Source organism: Streptomyces sp. 15-116A (assembly GCF_025290915.1).
Lineage (GTDB): Bacteria > Actinomycetota > Actinomycetes > Streptomycetales > Streptomycetaceae > Streptomyces.
Genome location: NZ_JAOCQE010000032.1, coordinates 23,542 through 38,494, shown reverse-complemented (window position 1 = coordinate 38,494; position 14,953 = coordinate 23,542). Strand labels below are relative to the sequence as shown.

The window sequence follows — 14,953 nt, the reverse complement described above, 5'->3', positions numbered from 1 at the left end:
CGGCGCCGCCCCGGCCTCCTCCCGCGCGGCCGCCGCCGTCGCCGCCGCCCGCTCCGCCCTCGGCAGGCCCTATGTGTGGGGCGCCAACGGGCCCTCCGGCTTCGACTGCTCCGGGCTGACGCAGTGGGCGTACCAGCAGGCCGGGGTGTCCCTGCCGCGCACCTCGCAGGGCCAGCGCTACGCCGGCCGGCAGGTGCCGCTGTCCGAGGCGCGCCCCGGTGACCTGGTGATCTACCGCTCCGACGCCAGCCACGTCGGCATGTACATGGGCGGCGGCCAGGTGATCCACGCGCCGTACCCCGGCGCACCCGTGCGCTACGACCCGGTCGGCATGATGCCCGTCTCCTCGGTCACCAGGGTCTGACCACAACGGGCGGGCGCCCGTACCCTCGGAAAGGTGGCTGGTCGAAGGCGGGTGTCGGGGGCGTCGGTGGTGGCGCTGTGTCTGCTGCTCGTCTCCCTGGTGGCGTGCGGCGGGGGACCGGTCACCGACACGGCCCGCGCCGAGGTGCAGTCGCTGCTCGACCGGCGGGCCCGCGCCGTCCTCGCCCACGACCCCGCCGCCTACGCCCGCACCGGCACCCGCGCCGGGTACGACAACCTGCGTGCGGTCCCGCTGGCCGACTGGTCCTACCGCCTGACCGCCCTCGACCGCACCGGCGACACCGCCACCGCCCACGCCGACCTCCGCTACCGCGTCGAGGGCTACGACCGCTCCCCGGTCACCACCACCCGCACCCTGCGCCTGAGCCGCGACGCGAGCGACCGCTGGCACGTGGACTCCGACCGCCCCGCGAAGAAGTCCGGCCAGCAGCTGTGGGACCAGGGCGTGGTGCGCACGGCACACGGCGAGCGCAGCCTGGTCATGGGCGTGGGCCGGTCGCCGTCCGAGCTGCGCGACTACGCCGAGCTGGCCGACCGCGCGGTCCCCGCCGTCTCCGACGCCTGGGGCCCGTCCTGGCCCCGCCACGTCGTCATCCTGGTGCCCGAGTCCCTGCAGGACATGGGGGGCCTGCTGAACTCGCCCGCCTCCTCCTACCGGGGCATCGCCGCCGTCACCACCGGCGAGACCGGCAGCGGCGCACGGTCACCCGCGGACCGGATCATCGTCAACCCGGACGCCTTCGGCCTGCTCGGCGACTCCGGCCGCCAGGTCGTCCTCACCCACGAGACCACCCACGTCGCCACCCGCGCCCACACCACCGCCGCGACCCCCCTGTGGCTGTCGGAGGGCTTCGCCGACTGGGTCGGCTACCGCAGCGGCGAACGCACCCCGCCCGAGGCCGCCCCGGAACTCGCCTACGCCGTCGGCCGCGGCGACCTCCCGACGGCCCTCCCCGACGACAAGGACTTCGGCTTCTCCGGCGACGCCGACCGCCTGGCCCGCGCCTACGAGAGCGGCTGGCTCGCCTGCCGCCTCATCGCCGACCGCTGGGGCGAGGACCGCCTCGGCGAGTTCTACCGAACGGTGGCCGCCCACAAGACCCGCGAGGGCGCGGTCGAGAACGCGATGAGGACGGTCCTCGGCACCACCCTGGACGCCTTCACGACACAGTGGCGCGACTATCTGCGCTCCGAACTGGGCTGACCGGCGCCGGCGAGGGCCGTCCGGGCACGGTGTCGCGCCACAGGCGTGCGGCGGCCAGGACGGTGGCGGTCACCAGCAGCGCGTTGCGCACGGCGAGGAGAGTGATGCCGAGGGTGTCGCTGGCCACGACGTGGGCGAACCAGATCGGGAACTCCAGGACCGTCACGAAGGACGCGGCCAGGATCAGGACGGCCGGGAGGGTCATACGGCTGGTGCGGAAGCAGAGGCACGCGGCGGCCAGGCCGACGAGCCAGACCATGTACTGGGGGCTGATCACCCGGCTCGTGGTGGTGAACATCAGCACCGCCACGAAGGCCGCGTCGGCGACGGTGTGCGGCTCGAACCGCGTGGCCACCAGACGCCAGAGCAGCAGCCAGCCCAGCGCCACCCCGGTCAGGAACAGCGCGCCCGTGCTCACCCACGACACATACGGACCCAGGAACTCCACCGAGCCGTAGTTCAGCAGCACCTCCCCGTCCCAGCCGTGGTGCCGGGCCATGTGGAAGACCAGCGCGCCCAGCGACTCGACCTCGGTGCCCCGGTCCCGCTGGAAGGTCAGGAAGGCGAACGAGCCCGGCATCAGCATCGCGAACAGGGCGGCCACCCCCGCGACGGTCACCACCGCCGACGCCCAGGCACTCTTCCTTCGCACCCCGAGCAGCAGCATCGCCGGCCACACCTTCAGCATCGCCCCGAACCCGGCGAGCGCCCCCATCAGCCGGGGATGCCGGGCCCCGGCGACCACCGCGGCGACCGCGACCGCGGTCACCATCACGTCGTAGCGGGCGTACACCGTCGGCCCCAGCAGCGGCACGCCCACCACCCAGACCCAGGCTCCCCGCCGCCGACGCCCGGAACCCCGGCCCGCGCACGCCAGCAGGGCCAGCGTGACCGCGTCGGCGAGACAGGCCAGGACGAAGAACGCGGTGGCGTACTCCAGGAACGGCAGCAGACCGGGGGAGAGGATCGCGAGCGCCGCCGCGGGCGGGTACTGCCAGGTGACGTCGTCCAGCGGGAACGTTCCGCCGCTCAGGACGTCGTACCACCCCTGATAGATCACGGACACGTCGCTGGTGACGTCCGGACCCGGGAACACGATCACCTTCAGCACGCACAGCAGCAGCACCGCGCGCGTGACGGCCCACACGATCAGGAGCCAGGCGAGGGACCCTCGTGCGGCACTCGTCTTCACGTCGTCCCTGCCCGTCGCCTCGCCGTCCCGACCTGCCCATGATGTCCCGGGAACCTGTGTACGTGCCAGCAAGCACCGCTCTTGTAGGGTCGGCGGCGATGCACAAGACCCTGATCGTGACCAACGACTTCCCGCCCCGTCCCGGCGGTATCCAGGCGTTCCTGCACAACATGGCGCTGCGCCTCGACCCGGACCGGCTCGTCGTCTACGCCTCCACCTGGAAGCGCACCCGGGAGGGCATCGAGGCGACCGCCGCCTTCGACGCCGAGCAGCCCTTCACCGTCGTCCGCGACCGTACGACCATGCTGCTGCCGACCCCGGGGGCCACCCGCCGGGCCGTCGGCCTGCTGCGCGAGCACGGCTGCACCTCCGTCTGGTTCGGCGCGGCGGCGCCCCTCGGCCTGATGGCCCCGGCCCTGCGCCGCGCGGGCGCCCAGCGGATCGTCGCCACCACCCACGGCCACGAGGCCGGCTGGGCCCAGCTGCCCGCCGCCCGGCAGCTGCTGGGCCGCATCGGCGAGTCCACGGACACGATCACCTACCTCGGCGAGTACACCCGCTCCCGCATCGCCCGCGCCCTGACCCCGGCGGCGGCCTCCCGGATGGTGCAGCTGCCGCCCGGCGTCGACGAGAAGTCCTTCCACCCGGCCTCCGGCGGCGACGAGATCCGGGCCCGCCTCGGCCTCACCGACCGCCCCGTCGTCGTCTGCGTCTCCCGTCTCGTACGGCGCAAGGGCCAGGACACGCTCATCCAGGCCATGCCCGCGATCCTCGCCGCCGAGCCGGACACCGTCCTGCTGATCGTCGGGGGCGGCCCCTACGAGAAGGACCTGCGCCGCCTCGCCCAGGACACCGGCGTCGCCGCCTCGGTCCGCTTCACGGGCTCCGTCCCCTGGTCCGAGCTCCCCGCCCACTACGGCGCCGGCGACGTCTTCGCCATGCCCTGCCGCACCCGCCGCGGCGGCCTCGACGTGGAGGGCCTCGGCATCGTCTACCTGGAGGCCTCGGCAACGGGCCTGCCCGTCGTCGCCGGCGACTCGGGCGGCGCCCCCGACGCCGTCCTGGACGGCGAGACCGGCTGGGTGGTCAGAGGCGGCGACCCGGCCCAGACCGCGGACCGCATCATCACCCTCCTCCAGGACCCGGAACTGCGCCGCAGGATGGGCGAGCGGGGCCGCCAGTGGGTCGAGGAGAGGTGGCGCTGGGACCTACTCGCCGAGCGCCTGAAAACGCTGCTGTAGAGCAATGCTCTTAGGGGCGCGGGGAACTGCGCGACAAGCCACAACGCACCCGCGCCCGCGAACGACGCTCAAGAGGCACCCCAAGAGGCGCCCCAAGAGGCGCCCTACTTAGCGTAAATCGCCTCGATCTCGTGAGCGTAGTCCTTCACGACCACGTTCCTCTTCAGCTTCAACGACGGAGTCAAATGCCCCGACTCCTCCGTGAACTGAGCCGGCAGAATCCGGAACTTCCGCACCGACTCCGCCTTCGACACCGCCGCGTTCCCGTCATCGATCGCCGCCTGAATCGCCGCGACCAGATCCGGATCCTCCCGCAACGACGCCGCGGTCGAACCGGCCGGCTTACCGTGCTCCGCGGCCCACCGCCCGAGGAACTCCGGGTCGATGGTGACCAGCGCGCCCACGAACGGCCGTCCGTCGCCCACGACCATGCACTCCGCGACCAGCGCATGCGCACGGATACGGTCCTCGATGACCGCCGGAGCGACGTTCTTGCCGCCCGCCGTCACCAGGATCTCCTTCTTGCGGCCGGTGATCCGCAGATACCCGTCCTCGTCCAGCGTCCCGATGTCCCCGGTGTGGAACCACCCGTCGGCCAGCGCCTCCGCCGTCGCCGCCGGGTTGTTCCAGTACTCCTTGAACAGGTGCTCGCCGTGCAGCAGCACCTCCCCGTCGTCCGCTATCCGCACCACGGACCCCGGCAGCGGCTGACCGACCGTGCCGATCTTCTGCCGGTCCCACGGGTTGAACGCGGTCGCCGCACAGGACTCGGTCAGGCCGTAGCCCTCCAGCACCGTGAAGCCGATGCCGCGGAAGAAGTGACCGAGCCGCTCACCCAGCGGCGCACCACCGGAGATGGCGTACTCGCCTCGCCCGCCCAGCACCGCACGCAGCTTGCCGTAGACGAGCTTGTCGAACACCTTGTGCTTGATCTTCAGACCGACCGCCGGGCCCGACGGGGTGTCCAGCGCCCGGCTGTACGCGATCGCCGTGTCCGCCGCCTTGTCGAAGATCTTGCCCTTGCCGTCGGCCTGCGCCTTGGCGCGCGCCGAGTTGTAGACCTTCTCGAAGACCCGCGGCACACCGAGCACCAGCGTCGGCCGGAAGGCGGCCAGTTCGTCGGTGAGCTGCTTGATGTCCGGCACGCAGCCCAGCTTGATCGGCGCCATCATCGGCGCGATCTGCACCAGCCGGCCGAAGACGTGCGCGAGCGGCAGGAACAGCAGCACGGAGCACTCGCCCGTGCGGAACAGCGGACGCAGCCGCTCCACGATGTTGCCGCACTCGGCGAAGAAGCTGCGGTGGGTGAGCACACAGCCCTTGGGGCGGCCGGTGGTGCCGGAGGTGTAGACGATGGTCGCCGGGTCGTCGGCCTTCGCGACCGAGCTGCGCTCGTCGACCGTCTCCTCGGTGACGCCCTGTCCGAGACGCCCCAGCTCCTCCAGCGCGCCCGCCTCGATCTGCCAGACGTGCTTCAGCTCGGGCAGCCGGTCGCGCACCGAGTCCACGGCGGCGGCATGGGCGTCGAGCTCCACCAGGCAGGCGGTCGCGCCCGAGTCGCCGAGGATCCACGCCACCTGCTCCGGCGAGCTGGTCTCGTACACCGGCACGGTGATCGCGCCGGCGCTCCAGATCGCGAAGTCCAGCAGCGTCCACTCGTAGCGGGTGCGGGACATCAGGCCGACCCGGTCGCCGGGCTGGATCCCGGCCGCGATCAGGCCCTTGGCGGCCGCCCGCACCTCCGCGAGGAACGCGGTGGCCGTCACGTCCTGCCAGGTGCCGGCGACCTTACGGGCGATGACGGCGACATCCGGGTGCTGCGCGGCGTTTCTGCGGACGATGTCGGCCAGATTGCCGTCCGCGGGGACCTCGTACAAAGCCGGAAGGCTGAACTCGCGCAAGACTGCTGCTCCTCTTAGGGCGCCGGCGCCACGACGGTGTGCGATGCGACGGTGCGGTCCAAGGCTCGGGAGGGTGCTCGCGAGTTTCAGAAGTTGAAATCCCGAGCACGACTGGACTGCCCGGACGTTACCCGCCGGTATGGCTTCTACGACAGGGGGGCCCGGCGAGATGTTCGCTGCGTCACACAGGTTGGTTCTCCCTTGCGCACAGTAGTCCACCCCGCTCCCGACGAGCCAGTAACCGCAGGTCCGGGCGCTCACTGTTCACAAGTACTCTGCATTTCCATGGCATCCACTCCAGCCGGGAACCGCCGGACGCGTGTCCATGTGGTCAGCGACGTGCACGGCAACGCCCGTGACCTCGCCCGGGCCGGCGAGGGCGCCGACGCCCTGATCTGCCTGGGCGACCTGGTGCTCTTCCTCGACTACGCCGACCACTCGCGCGGCATCTTCCCCGACCTGTTCGGCGTCGAGAACGCCGACCGCATCGTGGAGCTGCGCACCGCCCGCCGCTTCGAGGAGGCGCGGGAGTTCGGGCGGGGCCTGTGGGCCGGCATCGGCATGGACAGGGCGGCGGCCATCGAGAAGGCGGTGCGCAAACAGTACGCCGAGCTGTTCGCCGCGTTCCCCACGCCGACGTACGCCACCTACGGCAATGTCGACATGCCGCCCCTGTGGCCGGAGTACGCCGGACCCGGCACCACCGTCCTCGACGGCGAGCGCGTCGAGATCGGCGGCTGGACCTTCGGCTTCGTCGGCGGCGGGCTGCGCACGCCGATGCGGACGCCGTACGAGATCAGCGACGAGGAGTACGCGGCGAAGATCGAGGCGGTCGGCGAGGTCGACGTGCTGTGCACGCACATTCCTCCGGAGGTTCCCGAGCTGGTCTACGACACGGTGGCGCGCCGTTTCGAGCGGGGGAGCCGGGCGCTGCTGGACGCGATTCGCCGGACCCGTCCTCGGTACGCCCTCTTCGGGCATGTGCACCAGCCGCTGGTGCGGCGCATGCGGATCGGGGCGACCGAGTGCGTCAATGTGGGGCACTTCGCGGGGAGCGGACGGCCCTGGGCGCTGGAGTGGTGAGGCGAGGGATGACGCGATGTCCCAGGTCGGGTGAGTTCGGCCGGACCGGTGCGCGGTAGCCTTCACGCTGCACCGACGTGCGCGTGCAGGTCGCGCACGGCGATCCATGAAATCCGAGTACCGGCCCGCATCCGGAGGAGCCACGGCGATGGCGGAACACACCAGTTCGAGCATCACGATCGAGGCGGCACCGGCCGATGTCATGGGGGTGATCGCCGACTTCGCCCGGTACCCGGACTGGACCGGTGAGGTGAAGGAGGCGGAGGTCCTCAAGACGGACGGCCAGGGCCGCGCCGAGCAGGTACGCCTCGTCATGGACGCCGGCGCGATCAAGGACGACCAGACGCTGGCGTACACGTGGACCGGGGAGCACGAGGTGTCCTGGACGCTGGTGAAGTCCCAGATGCTGCGGGCGCTCGACGGGTCGTACATCTTGAAGCCGACGGGTGGGGGCTCTACGGAGGTCACGTACCAGCTGACGGTGGACGTGAAGATCCCGATGCTGGGGATGATCAAGCGCAAGGCGGAGAAGGTCATCATCGACCGGGCACTGGCGGGGCTGAAGAAGCGGGTGGAGTCGGGCAAGTAGTTCGTCTGCGGGTGCGTGGGGGCTGATCGCGCAGTTCCCCGCGCCCCTGGGTGGGTGCAGTCACGCGCGCTCCCAGTCGCCGTACCTAGCTGCGGGCAGTCGTGCCGCTGGGGCGGCACGGGTGGGCGCAGCGGCACCCCGCCAGCGCGGGTGAGCGACACCCCCCCGGTCAGCCTCTACGCCGGGCGGCGATTCACTGGTGCTCAGCCTCGTCCGGCAGGGCATCCGGCGGTGGTGGAGCCGTGGGGCGCAGCTTCAGCCAGAGGAGGAACAGTGCGCCCAGGATCAGCATGCCGATGCCGGTCCACAGGTTGATGTTGACGCCCTCCGCCTTGTCGATGTCCGCGTCGGACGCCGTGAAGCCCGCGATCGTGACGATGACGCCGTACACGACGAACAGGCCACCGATGATGCGACGGATGTCGAACAGGCGTGCCGCGGTCGTGGACTTGGTCTCCAGTTCGGTGATCTCCCGCTGGAGCTCCCGCTCGGAGAAGTGTTCGGACATGGTCTTTCCATTCTCCCGCGATCAGAACGAGAAGGGGATGTAGCAGGCGGCAGCCAGAATCACCGCGCCCCAGCCGAGCAGCGCCGGCTTGCGGTACCAGGCCTCGTCACCCGGCGCGGGCGGCTCCGCCATGCCGGGCGAGGTGGTCCCGTAGACCAGGCCCTGGAGTTCGTCGATCGGCTTCGGGGCGGTGAAGAGGGTGACCGCGATCATGACGACTGCGCCCGCCACGAAGCCCGCGATCGCGGAGACGAAGTTGGCTCCCTGGTCGGAGGGGATGTCGACGATGCCCTGCTTGTAGATCCAGAAGTAGTTCACCATCGCGGCCGTGGTGCCCGCGATCAGGCCCCAGAAGCCCGATTTCATCGACGCCCGCTTCCAGAACATGCCGATGATGAAGACCACGAACATCGGCACGTTGAAGAAGGAGAACAGCGTCTGCAGGTAGCTCATGATGTTCGAGAAGGACGACGCCAGGAACGCCGTGCCGATGGAGGCGAGGACGCCGATCGCGGTGATGAGGCGGCCGAACTTCACGTAGTACGCGTCCTCGCGGTGCTTGACGACGTACTTCGCCCAGATGTCGGTGGTGAACACCGTGTTGAACGAGGAGACGTTCGCCGCCATGCCCGCCATGAACGCGGCGAGCAGGCCGGTCACGGCGATGCCCAGGACGCCGTTCGGCAGCAGTTGCTGCATGAGGTACGGGATGGCGTCGTTGTACTGGTAGCCCGACTCCGGCGTGCCGAACTGCGGGATCAGCGCGGCCACGACCAGGCCCGGGATCATCACCAGGAACACGATGAAGATCTTTGGGAACGCGGCGATGAGCGGGGTGCGCTGGGCGGCGGAGAGGTTCTTCGCGGACAGGGCGCGCTGCACCTCGGCGAAGTTGGTCGTCCAGTAGCCGAAGGAGAGGACGAAGCCGAGGCCGAGGACGATGGTCAGCCAGTTGGCGCCGAGCGGGTTGTCGTTGCCGATGCCGGTGCCGCCCCAGGCGGTCATGAAGTCGGCGCCCTTCGTCTCCGTGAGCTTGTCCGACAGGCCGTCCCAGCCGCCCACGCTCCGCAGGCCCAGCACCGTGATCGGGATGAGGGCCGCGAGGATCACGAAGAACTGCAGCACCTCGTTGTAGATCGCGGAGGACAGGCCGCCGAGGGTGATGTAGGCGAGGACGAAGAAGCCGGCGACGACGATCGCCACCCACTCCGGCCAGCCGAGCAGGGCCTCGACGACGATCGCGAGGGCGTAGAGGTTGACGCCGGCGATGAGGATGGCGGCGAAGGCGAAGAGGACCGAGCTGAGCAGGTGCGCCGCCTTGTCGAAGCGCAGCAGCAGGAACTCGGGGACCGAGCGGACCTTGGAGCCGTAGTAGAACGGCATCATCACCAGGCCCAGGAAGACCATCGCCGGGATGGCGCCGATCCAGTACCAGTGGGTGGTGTAGACGCCGTACTGCGCGCTGTTCGCGGCCATGCCGAGGATCTCGGTGGCGCCCAGGTTGGCGGCGATGAACGCCAGACCCGTGACCCAGGCGGGCAGCGAGCGGCCGGAGAGGAAGAAGTCGAGGCTGGTCTTCACCGAGGCGCGGGCGGCGAAGCCGATGCCGAGGACCACGACGAAGTAGATCCCGAGGATCGTGTAGTCGAGCCAGTTGGTCGGCAGCCGCAGCTCGGCCGCCAGCTGGAGTGGGACATCTGTGGGGGTGTGCATGAGTACTCGCTTCGTTGCGCGAACCGATACCTCGCGGAACCTACGCCTCCGCGTTCAGTAATTGAACACTTTTGTTGATGGGCTTTGTTGGATTGTGATGTTGACGGGTGGGGGGAGGTATGTTTGAGTGTGTTGAGTTCTGTTGGATGAGTGTGGCTCGAATGGAGCGTCCGGCGTGAAGAAGACCTCGACCCGACTGGCCGACGGTCGCGAGCTCGTCTACTACGACCTCAGCGACGACACCGTCCGCGACGCCCTCGACCGCCGCCCGCTGGACGCCACCGTCACCACCTCGGAGATCCGCCGCGATCCGCTGCTGGGGGACAGCGTCGCCATCGCCTCCCACCGGCAGGGCCGTACGTACCACCCGCCCGCCGACGAATGCCCCCTGTGCCCCTCCGAGGGCGAGCGGCTCAGCGAGATCCCGGACTCGTCGTACGACGTCGTCGTCTTCGAGAACCGCTTCCCCTCGCTGGCCGGTGACTCCGGCCGCTGCGAGGTCGTGTGCTTCACCTCCGACCACGACGCCTCCTTCGCCGACCTGAGCGAACAGCAGGCCCGGCTGGTGCTGGACGCGTGGACGGACCGGACCTCGGAGCTGTCGCATCTGCCTGCTGTGGAACAGGTGTTCTGCTTCGAGAACCGGGGCGCCGAGATCGGCGTCACGCTCCAGCACCCGCACGGGCAGATCTACGCCTACCCCTTCACCACCCCCCGCACCGCCCTGATGCTGCGCCAAGTGGCCGCGCACAAGGAGGCGACGGGAGGGGAGAACCTCTTCGACGCCGTCCTGGAGCGGGAGCTCGGCGAGGAGCGGGTCGTCCTGGAGGGTGAACACTGGGCGGCCTTCGTGCCGTACGCGGCGCACTGGCCGTACGAGGTCCACCTGTACCCCAAGCGCCGCGTGCCCGATCTGCTCGGCCTCGACGAGGCGGCGCGCACAGAGTTTCCCCAGGTCTATCTGGAACTGTTGAGGCGCTTCGACCGGATCTTCGGGGCCGGTGAGCCTCCCACGCCCTACATCGCCGCCTGGCACCAGGCGCCGTTCGGCGCGCTGGAGGAGTTCGACGGCGTCACGCGGGACGACTTCGCGTTGCACCTCGAGCTTTTCACCGTCCGCCGCACTTCCGGCAAGCTGAAGTTCCTCGCGGGTTCCGAGTCCGGCATGAACGTGTTCATCAACGACGTGCCGCCGGAGCGCGCGGCCGAACGACTGCGGGAGGTAGCGAGTTCATGAGCGGGAAGTACCTGGTCACGGGTGGTGCGGGATACGTCGGCAGCGTGGTCGCCCAGCACCTGCTGGAGGCAGGGCACGAGGTCGTCGTCCTCGACAACCTCTCCACGGGCTTCCGCGAGGGCGTCCCCGCGGGCGCGGCCTTCGTCGAGGGCGACATCCGCGACGCCGCCAAATGGCTGGACTCCTCCTACGACGGCGTCCTGCACTTCGCCGCCTTCTCCCAGGTCGGCGAGTCCGTCGTGAAGCCCGAGAAGTACTGGGACAACAACGTCACCGGCACCCTGGCCCTGCTCGGCGCGATGCGCGAGGCGGGCGTGCGCAGGCTGGTGTTCTCCTCCACGGCCGCGACCTACGGCGAGCCCACCGAGGTCCCGATCGTCGAGTCCGCCCCGACCGCCCCCACCAACCCCTACGGCGCCTCCAAGCTGGCCGTCGACCACATGATCACCGGCGAGGCGGCCGCCCACGGCCTGGGCGCGGTCTCCCTGCGCTACTTCAACGTCGCGGGCGCGTACGGCGCCTACGGCGAGCGGCACGACCCCGAGTCCCACCTGATCCCGCTCGTCCTCCAGGTCGCGCAGGGCAGGCGGGACGCCATCTCCGTCTACGGCGACGACTACCCGACGCCCGACGGCACCTGCGTCCGCGACTACATCCACGTCGCCGACCTGGCCGAGGCGCACCTGCTGGCCCTGAAGGCCGCGGCGCCCGGCGAGCACCTGATCTGCAACCTCGGCAACGGCAACGGCTTCTCCGTCCGCGAGGTCATCGAGACGGTCCGTCAGGTCACGGGCCACCCGATCCCCGAGGTCGTGGCACCGCGCCGGGGCGGCGACCCCGCGGTCCTGGTCGCCTCGGCCGACACCGCCCGCGAGAAGCTGGGCTGGAATCCGTCCCGCGCGGACATCGCCGGGATCGTCGCGGACGCGTGGGAGTTCGCGCAGCAGCGCGCCAAGTAGGACGTCATGAAGGGGCAGGGCATGAGCGAGACGGTCGCAGCGCGGTTCGAGCAGCTGTACGGCACCGCGCCGCAGGGGGTGTGGGCGGCGCCGGGCCGCGTCAACCTCATCGGCGAGCACACCGACTACAACGACGGCTTCGTCATGCCGTTCGCGCTGCCGCACACCGCGGTCGCCGCGGTCGCGCGACGCGACGACGGCGTCCTGCGCCTGCACTCGGCGGACGTGGACGGCCCGGTCGTGGAGCTGACCGCGGACGCCCTCGCCCCCGAGTCGGACCGGAACTGGACCGCGTACCCGGCGGGCGTGGTGTGGGCGCTGCGCGAGGCCGGCCACGCGGTGACCGGCGCGGACATCCACCTGTCCTCCACGGTCCCTGCGGGCGCGGGCCTGTCCTCCTCGGCCGCCCTGGAGGTGGTCGTGGCCCTGGCCCTGAACGACCTGTTCTCCCTCGGCCTGCGCGGCTGGCAGCTGGCCCGGCTGTGCCAGCGCGCGGAGAACGTCTACGTCGGCGCGCCCGTCGGCATCATGGACCAGACGGCCTCGGCCTGCTGCGAGGCCGGGCACGCCCTGTTCCTCGACACCCGCGACCTGTCCCAGCGTCAGATCCCCTTCGACCTGGCGGCCGAGGGCCTGCGCCTGCTCGTCGTCGACACGCAGGTCAAGCACAGCCACAGCGAGGGCGAGTACGGCAAGCGCCGCGCCGGCTGCGAGAAGGGCGCGGCCCTGCTGGGCGTCGACGCCCTGCGCGACATCCCGTACGCGGACCTGGACGCGGCGCTGGCGCGGCTGGGCGACGAGGAGGAGGTCCGCCGCCTGGTCCGCCACGTGGTGACGGAGGACGAGCGCGTGGAGCGTGTGGTGTCCCTCCTGGAGTCGGGCAACCCCCGAGCCATCGGCCCGATCCTGGTCGAGGGTCACGCCTCTCTGCGCGACGACTTCCGCATCTCCTGCCCCGAACTGGACCTGGTCGTCGACACGGCCATGGCCTCCGGCGCCCTCGGCGCCCGCATGACCGGCGGCGGCTTCGGCGGCTCGGCGATCGTCCTGGCCGAGGAGTCCGACGTCCCGGCCCTCACCAAGTCGGTGGAGGAGGCATTCGCCACGGCAGGCTTCACGGCCCCCCGCGTCTTCGAGGCGGTACCGTCCCCGGGGGCGCGGCGGCTGGTCTGAGCGGCGGCCGGGCGGGGGACGGGAGCGGGCCGTCACCGCGATAACGTTGATCCACTTGAGTTGTTCCCCCCACCTCAACTGGAGTAGACGTGCTTCCCCCTGCCCGGCTCACCGCAGCCGCGCTCACCGCAACCGCGGCCCTGCTGCTCACCGCCTGCGGCTCGGGAGGGGGTGACGACTCCTCCTCCGACAAGATCGCCGGCGCCGACACGGGCAAGTCGGCCTCGCCTTCGCCCTCGGCGCCGGCTCCGGCGGACGGCATCGACCGTCCGGAGGTCAGGCTTCCGGACGACATGAAGCTGGTCTTCGAGGACCGCGAGACGGGCGACGCCCAGAAGGACGCGATCCTGGCAGACAACGAACGGGCTGTCAGTACGGTGTGGCAGGCCATGGCGTACGGCGATCTGAAGAAGTCCGGAATGGCCTTCTACTACACCGACGTCGCGCTGATGGGCGTCTATGACTACGCCAAGAACAACATCGCCAAGAACACCAGCTGGGCGGGCACGCTGCGCTACTACGACCGCAAGGTCACGGTGTTCAGCAAGACGTCGGCGGCCGTGACGTACTGCGTGGACGAGAGCAAGGCTGACCTGAAGGACCGCAAGACGAACAAGCTGCAGAGGACGAAGACCTCGTCGAACAGCTACGTCTACTACAACACCGCCGTGAAGAAGAACGAGGACGGCGTCTGGCAGATCCGGGATCTCTACGAGGAGCGGGGGTCTCAGAAGTGCCGCGCCTGACGCGCGGCCTGGCGGTGGCGGCCCTCACCGCCGTCGTCTGCGGCATCGGTACGCAGCAGGCCATGGCCGGAGATTTCAGCGAGGCAGGCGCCCAGCAGGCGAAGCCGTCCGGAGGCACCTCGGGCCCGCTCCTGGAGTCCCGCGTCGAATTCCGGGTCGATGGGCAGTCGAAGTCGGACGACGGCGGCCCGATCACCTCCACCTCGGTGGACTGGGACCCACCGGCCTGCTGGTACGAGCCGTACTGGAAGGCCGAGGACTTCAAGACCTTCATGGAAGCCCAGTGGTCGATCTACGAGTCCGCCGGGGGAGAGCCCGAGGGCATCGCCGACGACAAGGCGCGCTACCAGAAGGGCCACCCCTACAAGGACTTCAACGCCGACAAGAACGACAAGGGCATGTGGTGGGTGGCGGTCAAGAACCCGGAGATGAAGGGCGACCCCGCGGCCGAGACGTGTAACCGTGACCCCTTCTGGGTGAACAATGGCGAGAACCCGGACGTCCCCCAGGCCATCGACACCGAGACCCTCGCCGGACTCGCCTACCAGCGGACCATCGTCCCCGAGACGGAGATCTCCACCGCCCCGGACGGCAGGTCGACGGTGAACCTGCCGACGTGGATCTGGCTCGACAAGGCGGCCTTCAAGCCCGTCTCCGCCACGGCCACCCTGCCCGGCACCGGCCTGTGGGCGACCACGACCGCCAAGCCGGTGAGCCTGCACATCGACCCCGGCACCGAGGACGCGCAGACCTTCCCCGCGTCGGGCGAGTGCCGGATCAACGCCGACGGTTCGATCGGCGAGCCGTACGCCAAAGGAAGGGCGGACAAGACACCGCCGTGCGGTGTGTCCTACCTACGGTCGTCCGCCGGCGACTCCTACCCCCTCAAGGCAACCCTGACCTGGGAGATCACCTGGGAAGGCAGCGGCGGCACCGGCGGCGACCTGCCGAACGGCACCTTCGCCACCACCGTCGACGTCCCGGTCCAGGAGATCCAGTCCGTCAACCGCTGAAAGCGGTGGA

The 14,953-nt window shown here is 70.3% G+C and carries 14 protein-coding genes; 10 read left to right on the top strand and 4 right to left on the bottom strand.

What is annotated here, in order from left to right; genetic code table 11:
* The coding region (locus N4P33_RS09055) for a C40 family peptidase (RefSeq protein WP_260825796.1) at positions 1-364 on the top strand (364 nt) is incomplete at its 5' end.
* A 33-nt stretch (positions 365-397) separates the two neighbouring features.
* Positions 398-1,588 (top strand): hypothetical protein, encoded by a 1,191-nt coding sequence (locus N4P33_RS09050; RefSeq protein WP_260825795.1) that lies wholly within the window; start codon positions 398-400, stop codon positions 1,586-1,588.
* Here the strand turns inward: N4P33_RS09050 and N4P33_RS09045 are convergent.
* Positions 1,545-2,780, bottom strand: coding sequence for a glycosyltransferase 87 family protein (locus tag N4P33_RS09045; RefSeq protein ID WP_260825794.1), 1,236 nt, complete (start codon positions 2,778-2,780; stop codon positions 1,545-1,547). The two genes, N4P33_RS09050 and N4P33_RS09045, sit on opposite strands and share 44 nt — an antisense overlap.
* Before the next feature lie 98 nt (positions 2,781-2,878).
* On the opposite strand from N4P33_RS09045, the gene N4P33_RS09040 reads away from it, so the two are divergent.
* On the top strand, positions 2,879-4,021 hold the full coding sequence (locus N4P33_RS09040; RefSeq protein ID WP_260825793.1) for a glycosyltransferase family 4 protein: 1,143 nt from the start codon (positions 2,879-2,881) through the stop codon (positions 4,019-4,021).
* A 104-nt stretch (positions 4,022-4,125) separates the two neighbouring features.
* On the opposite strand, the gene N4P33_RS09035 is transcribed toward N4P33_RS09040, so the two are convergent.
* A complete protein-coding gene (locus N4P33_RS09035) occupies positions 4,126-5,922 on the bottom strand; it encodes a long-chain fatty acid--CoA ligase (RefSeq protein ID WP_260825792.1) in 1,797 nt (598 codons plus the stop codon).
* A gap of 285 nt (positions 5,923-6,207) precedes the next feature.
* On the opposite strand from N4P33_RS09035, the gene N4P33_RS09030 reads away from it, so the two are divergent.
* Complete coding sequence (locus N4P33_RS09030) at positions 6,208-7,005, top strand: metallophosphoesterase (protein ID WP_260825791.1); 798 nt, start codon at positions 6,208-6,210, stop codon at positions 7,003-7,005.
* Between the two features lie 148 nt (positions 7,006-7,153).
* A complete protein-coding gene (locus N4P33_RS09025) occupies positions 7,154-7,594 on the top strand; it encodes an SRPBCC family protein (protein WP_260825790.1) in 441 nt (146 codons plus the stop codon).
* A gap of 193 nt (positions 7,595-7,787) precedes the next feature.
* Here N4P33_RS09025 and N4P33_RS09020 read toward each other — a convergent pair whose 3' ends face one another.
* Both N4P33_RS09020 and N4P33_RS09015 read right to left on the bottom strand, forming a co-directional pair.
* The gene (locus N4P33_RS09020) at positions 7,788-8,102 is read right to left on the bottom strand and encodes a hypothetical protein (RefSeq protein WP_260825789.1); all 315 of its coding nucleotides are present in this window, start codon (positions 8,100-8,102) and stop codon (positions 7,788-7,790) included.
* A gap of 21 nt (positions 8,103-8,123) precedes the next feature.
* The gene (locus N4P33_RS09015) at positions 8,124-9,815 is read right to left on the bottom strand and encodes a sodium:solute symporter family protein (RefSeq protein WP_260825788.1); all 1,692 of its coding nucleotides are present in this window, start codon (positions 9,813-9,815) and stop codon (positions 8,124-8,126) included.
* Between the two features lie 175 nt (positions 9,816-9,990).
* On the opposite strand from N4P33_RS09015, the gene galT reads away from it, so the two are divergent.
* The 5 genes from galT (at position 9,991) to N4P33_RS08990 (ending at position 14,943) form a co-directional block, all read left to right on the top strand.
* The gene (gene galT / locus N4P33_RS09010; protein WP_260825787.1) at positions 9,991-11,052 is read left to right on the top strand and encodes a galactose-1-phosphate uridylyltransferase; all 1,062 of its coding nucleotides are present in this window, start codon (positions 9,991-9,993) and stop codon (positions 11,050-11,052) included.
* Positions 11,049-12,011, top strand: coding sequence for a UDP-glucose 4-epimerase GalE (gene galE / locus N4P33_RS09005; protein ID WP_260825786.1), 963 nt, complete (start codon positions 11,049-11,051; stop codon positions 12,009-12,011). Before galT ends, galE begins: the two co-directional genes overlap by 4 nt.
* 21 nt (positions 12,012-12,032) lie before the next feature.
* Entirely contained in the window at positions 12,033-13,184 is a 1,152-nt protein-coding gene (gene galK / locus N4P33_RS09000; protein ID WP_260825785.1) for a galactokinase, read from the top strand.
* An 89-nt stretch (positions 13,185-13,273) separates the two neighbouring features.
* Entirely contained in the window at positions 13,274-13,930 is a 657-nt protein-coding gene (locus tag N4P33_RS08995; protein ID WP_260825784.1) for a hypothetical protein, read from the top strand.
* The gene (locus N4P33_RS08990) at positions 13,918-14,943 is read left to right on the top strand and encodes a hypothetical protein (protein WP_260825783.1); all 1,026 of its coding nucleotides are present in this window, start codon (positions 13,918-13,920) and stop codon (positions 14,941-14,943) included. The genes N4P33_RS08995 and N4P33_RS08990 overlap by 13 nt, the downstream gene beginning before the upstream one ends.
* Positions 14,944-14,953: the final 10 nt, after the last annotated feature.

Bases quoted from the DNA above. Each gene is read 5' to 3' on its own strand.
- N4P33_RS09040 (WP_260825793.1), top strand. From the start codon at position 2,879: ATGCACAAGACCCTGATCGTGACCAACGACTTCCCGCCCCGTCCCGGC.
- N4P33_RS09030 (WP_260825791.1), top strand. From the start codon at position 6,208: ATGGCATCCACTCCAGCCGGGAACCGCCGGACGCGTGTCCATGTGGTC.
- N4P33_RS09025 (WP_260825790.1), top strand. From the start codon at position 7,154: ATGGCGGAACACACCAGTTCGAGCATCACGATCGAGGCGGCACCGGCC.
- N4P33_RS09020 (WP_260825789.1), bottom strand. From the start codon at position 8,102: ATGTCCGAACACTTCTCCGAGCGGGAGCTCCAGCGGGAGATCACCGAA.
- N4P33_RS09015 (WP_260825788.1), bottom strand. From the start codon at position 9,815: ATGCACACCCCCACAGATGTCCCACTCCAGCTGGCGGCCGAGCTGCGG.
- galE (WP_260825786.1), top strand. From the start codon at position 11,049: ATGAGCGGGAAGTACCTGGTCACGGGTGGTGCGGGATACGTCGGCAGC.
- galK (WP_260825785.1), top strand. From the start codon at position 12,033: ATGAGCGAGACGGTCGCAGCGCGGTTCGAGCAGCTGTACGGCACCGCG.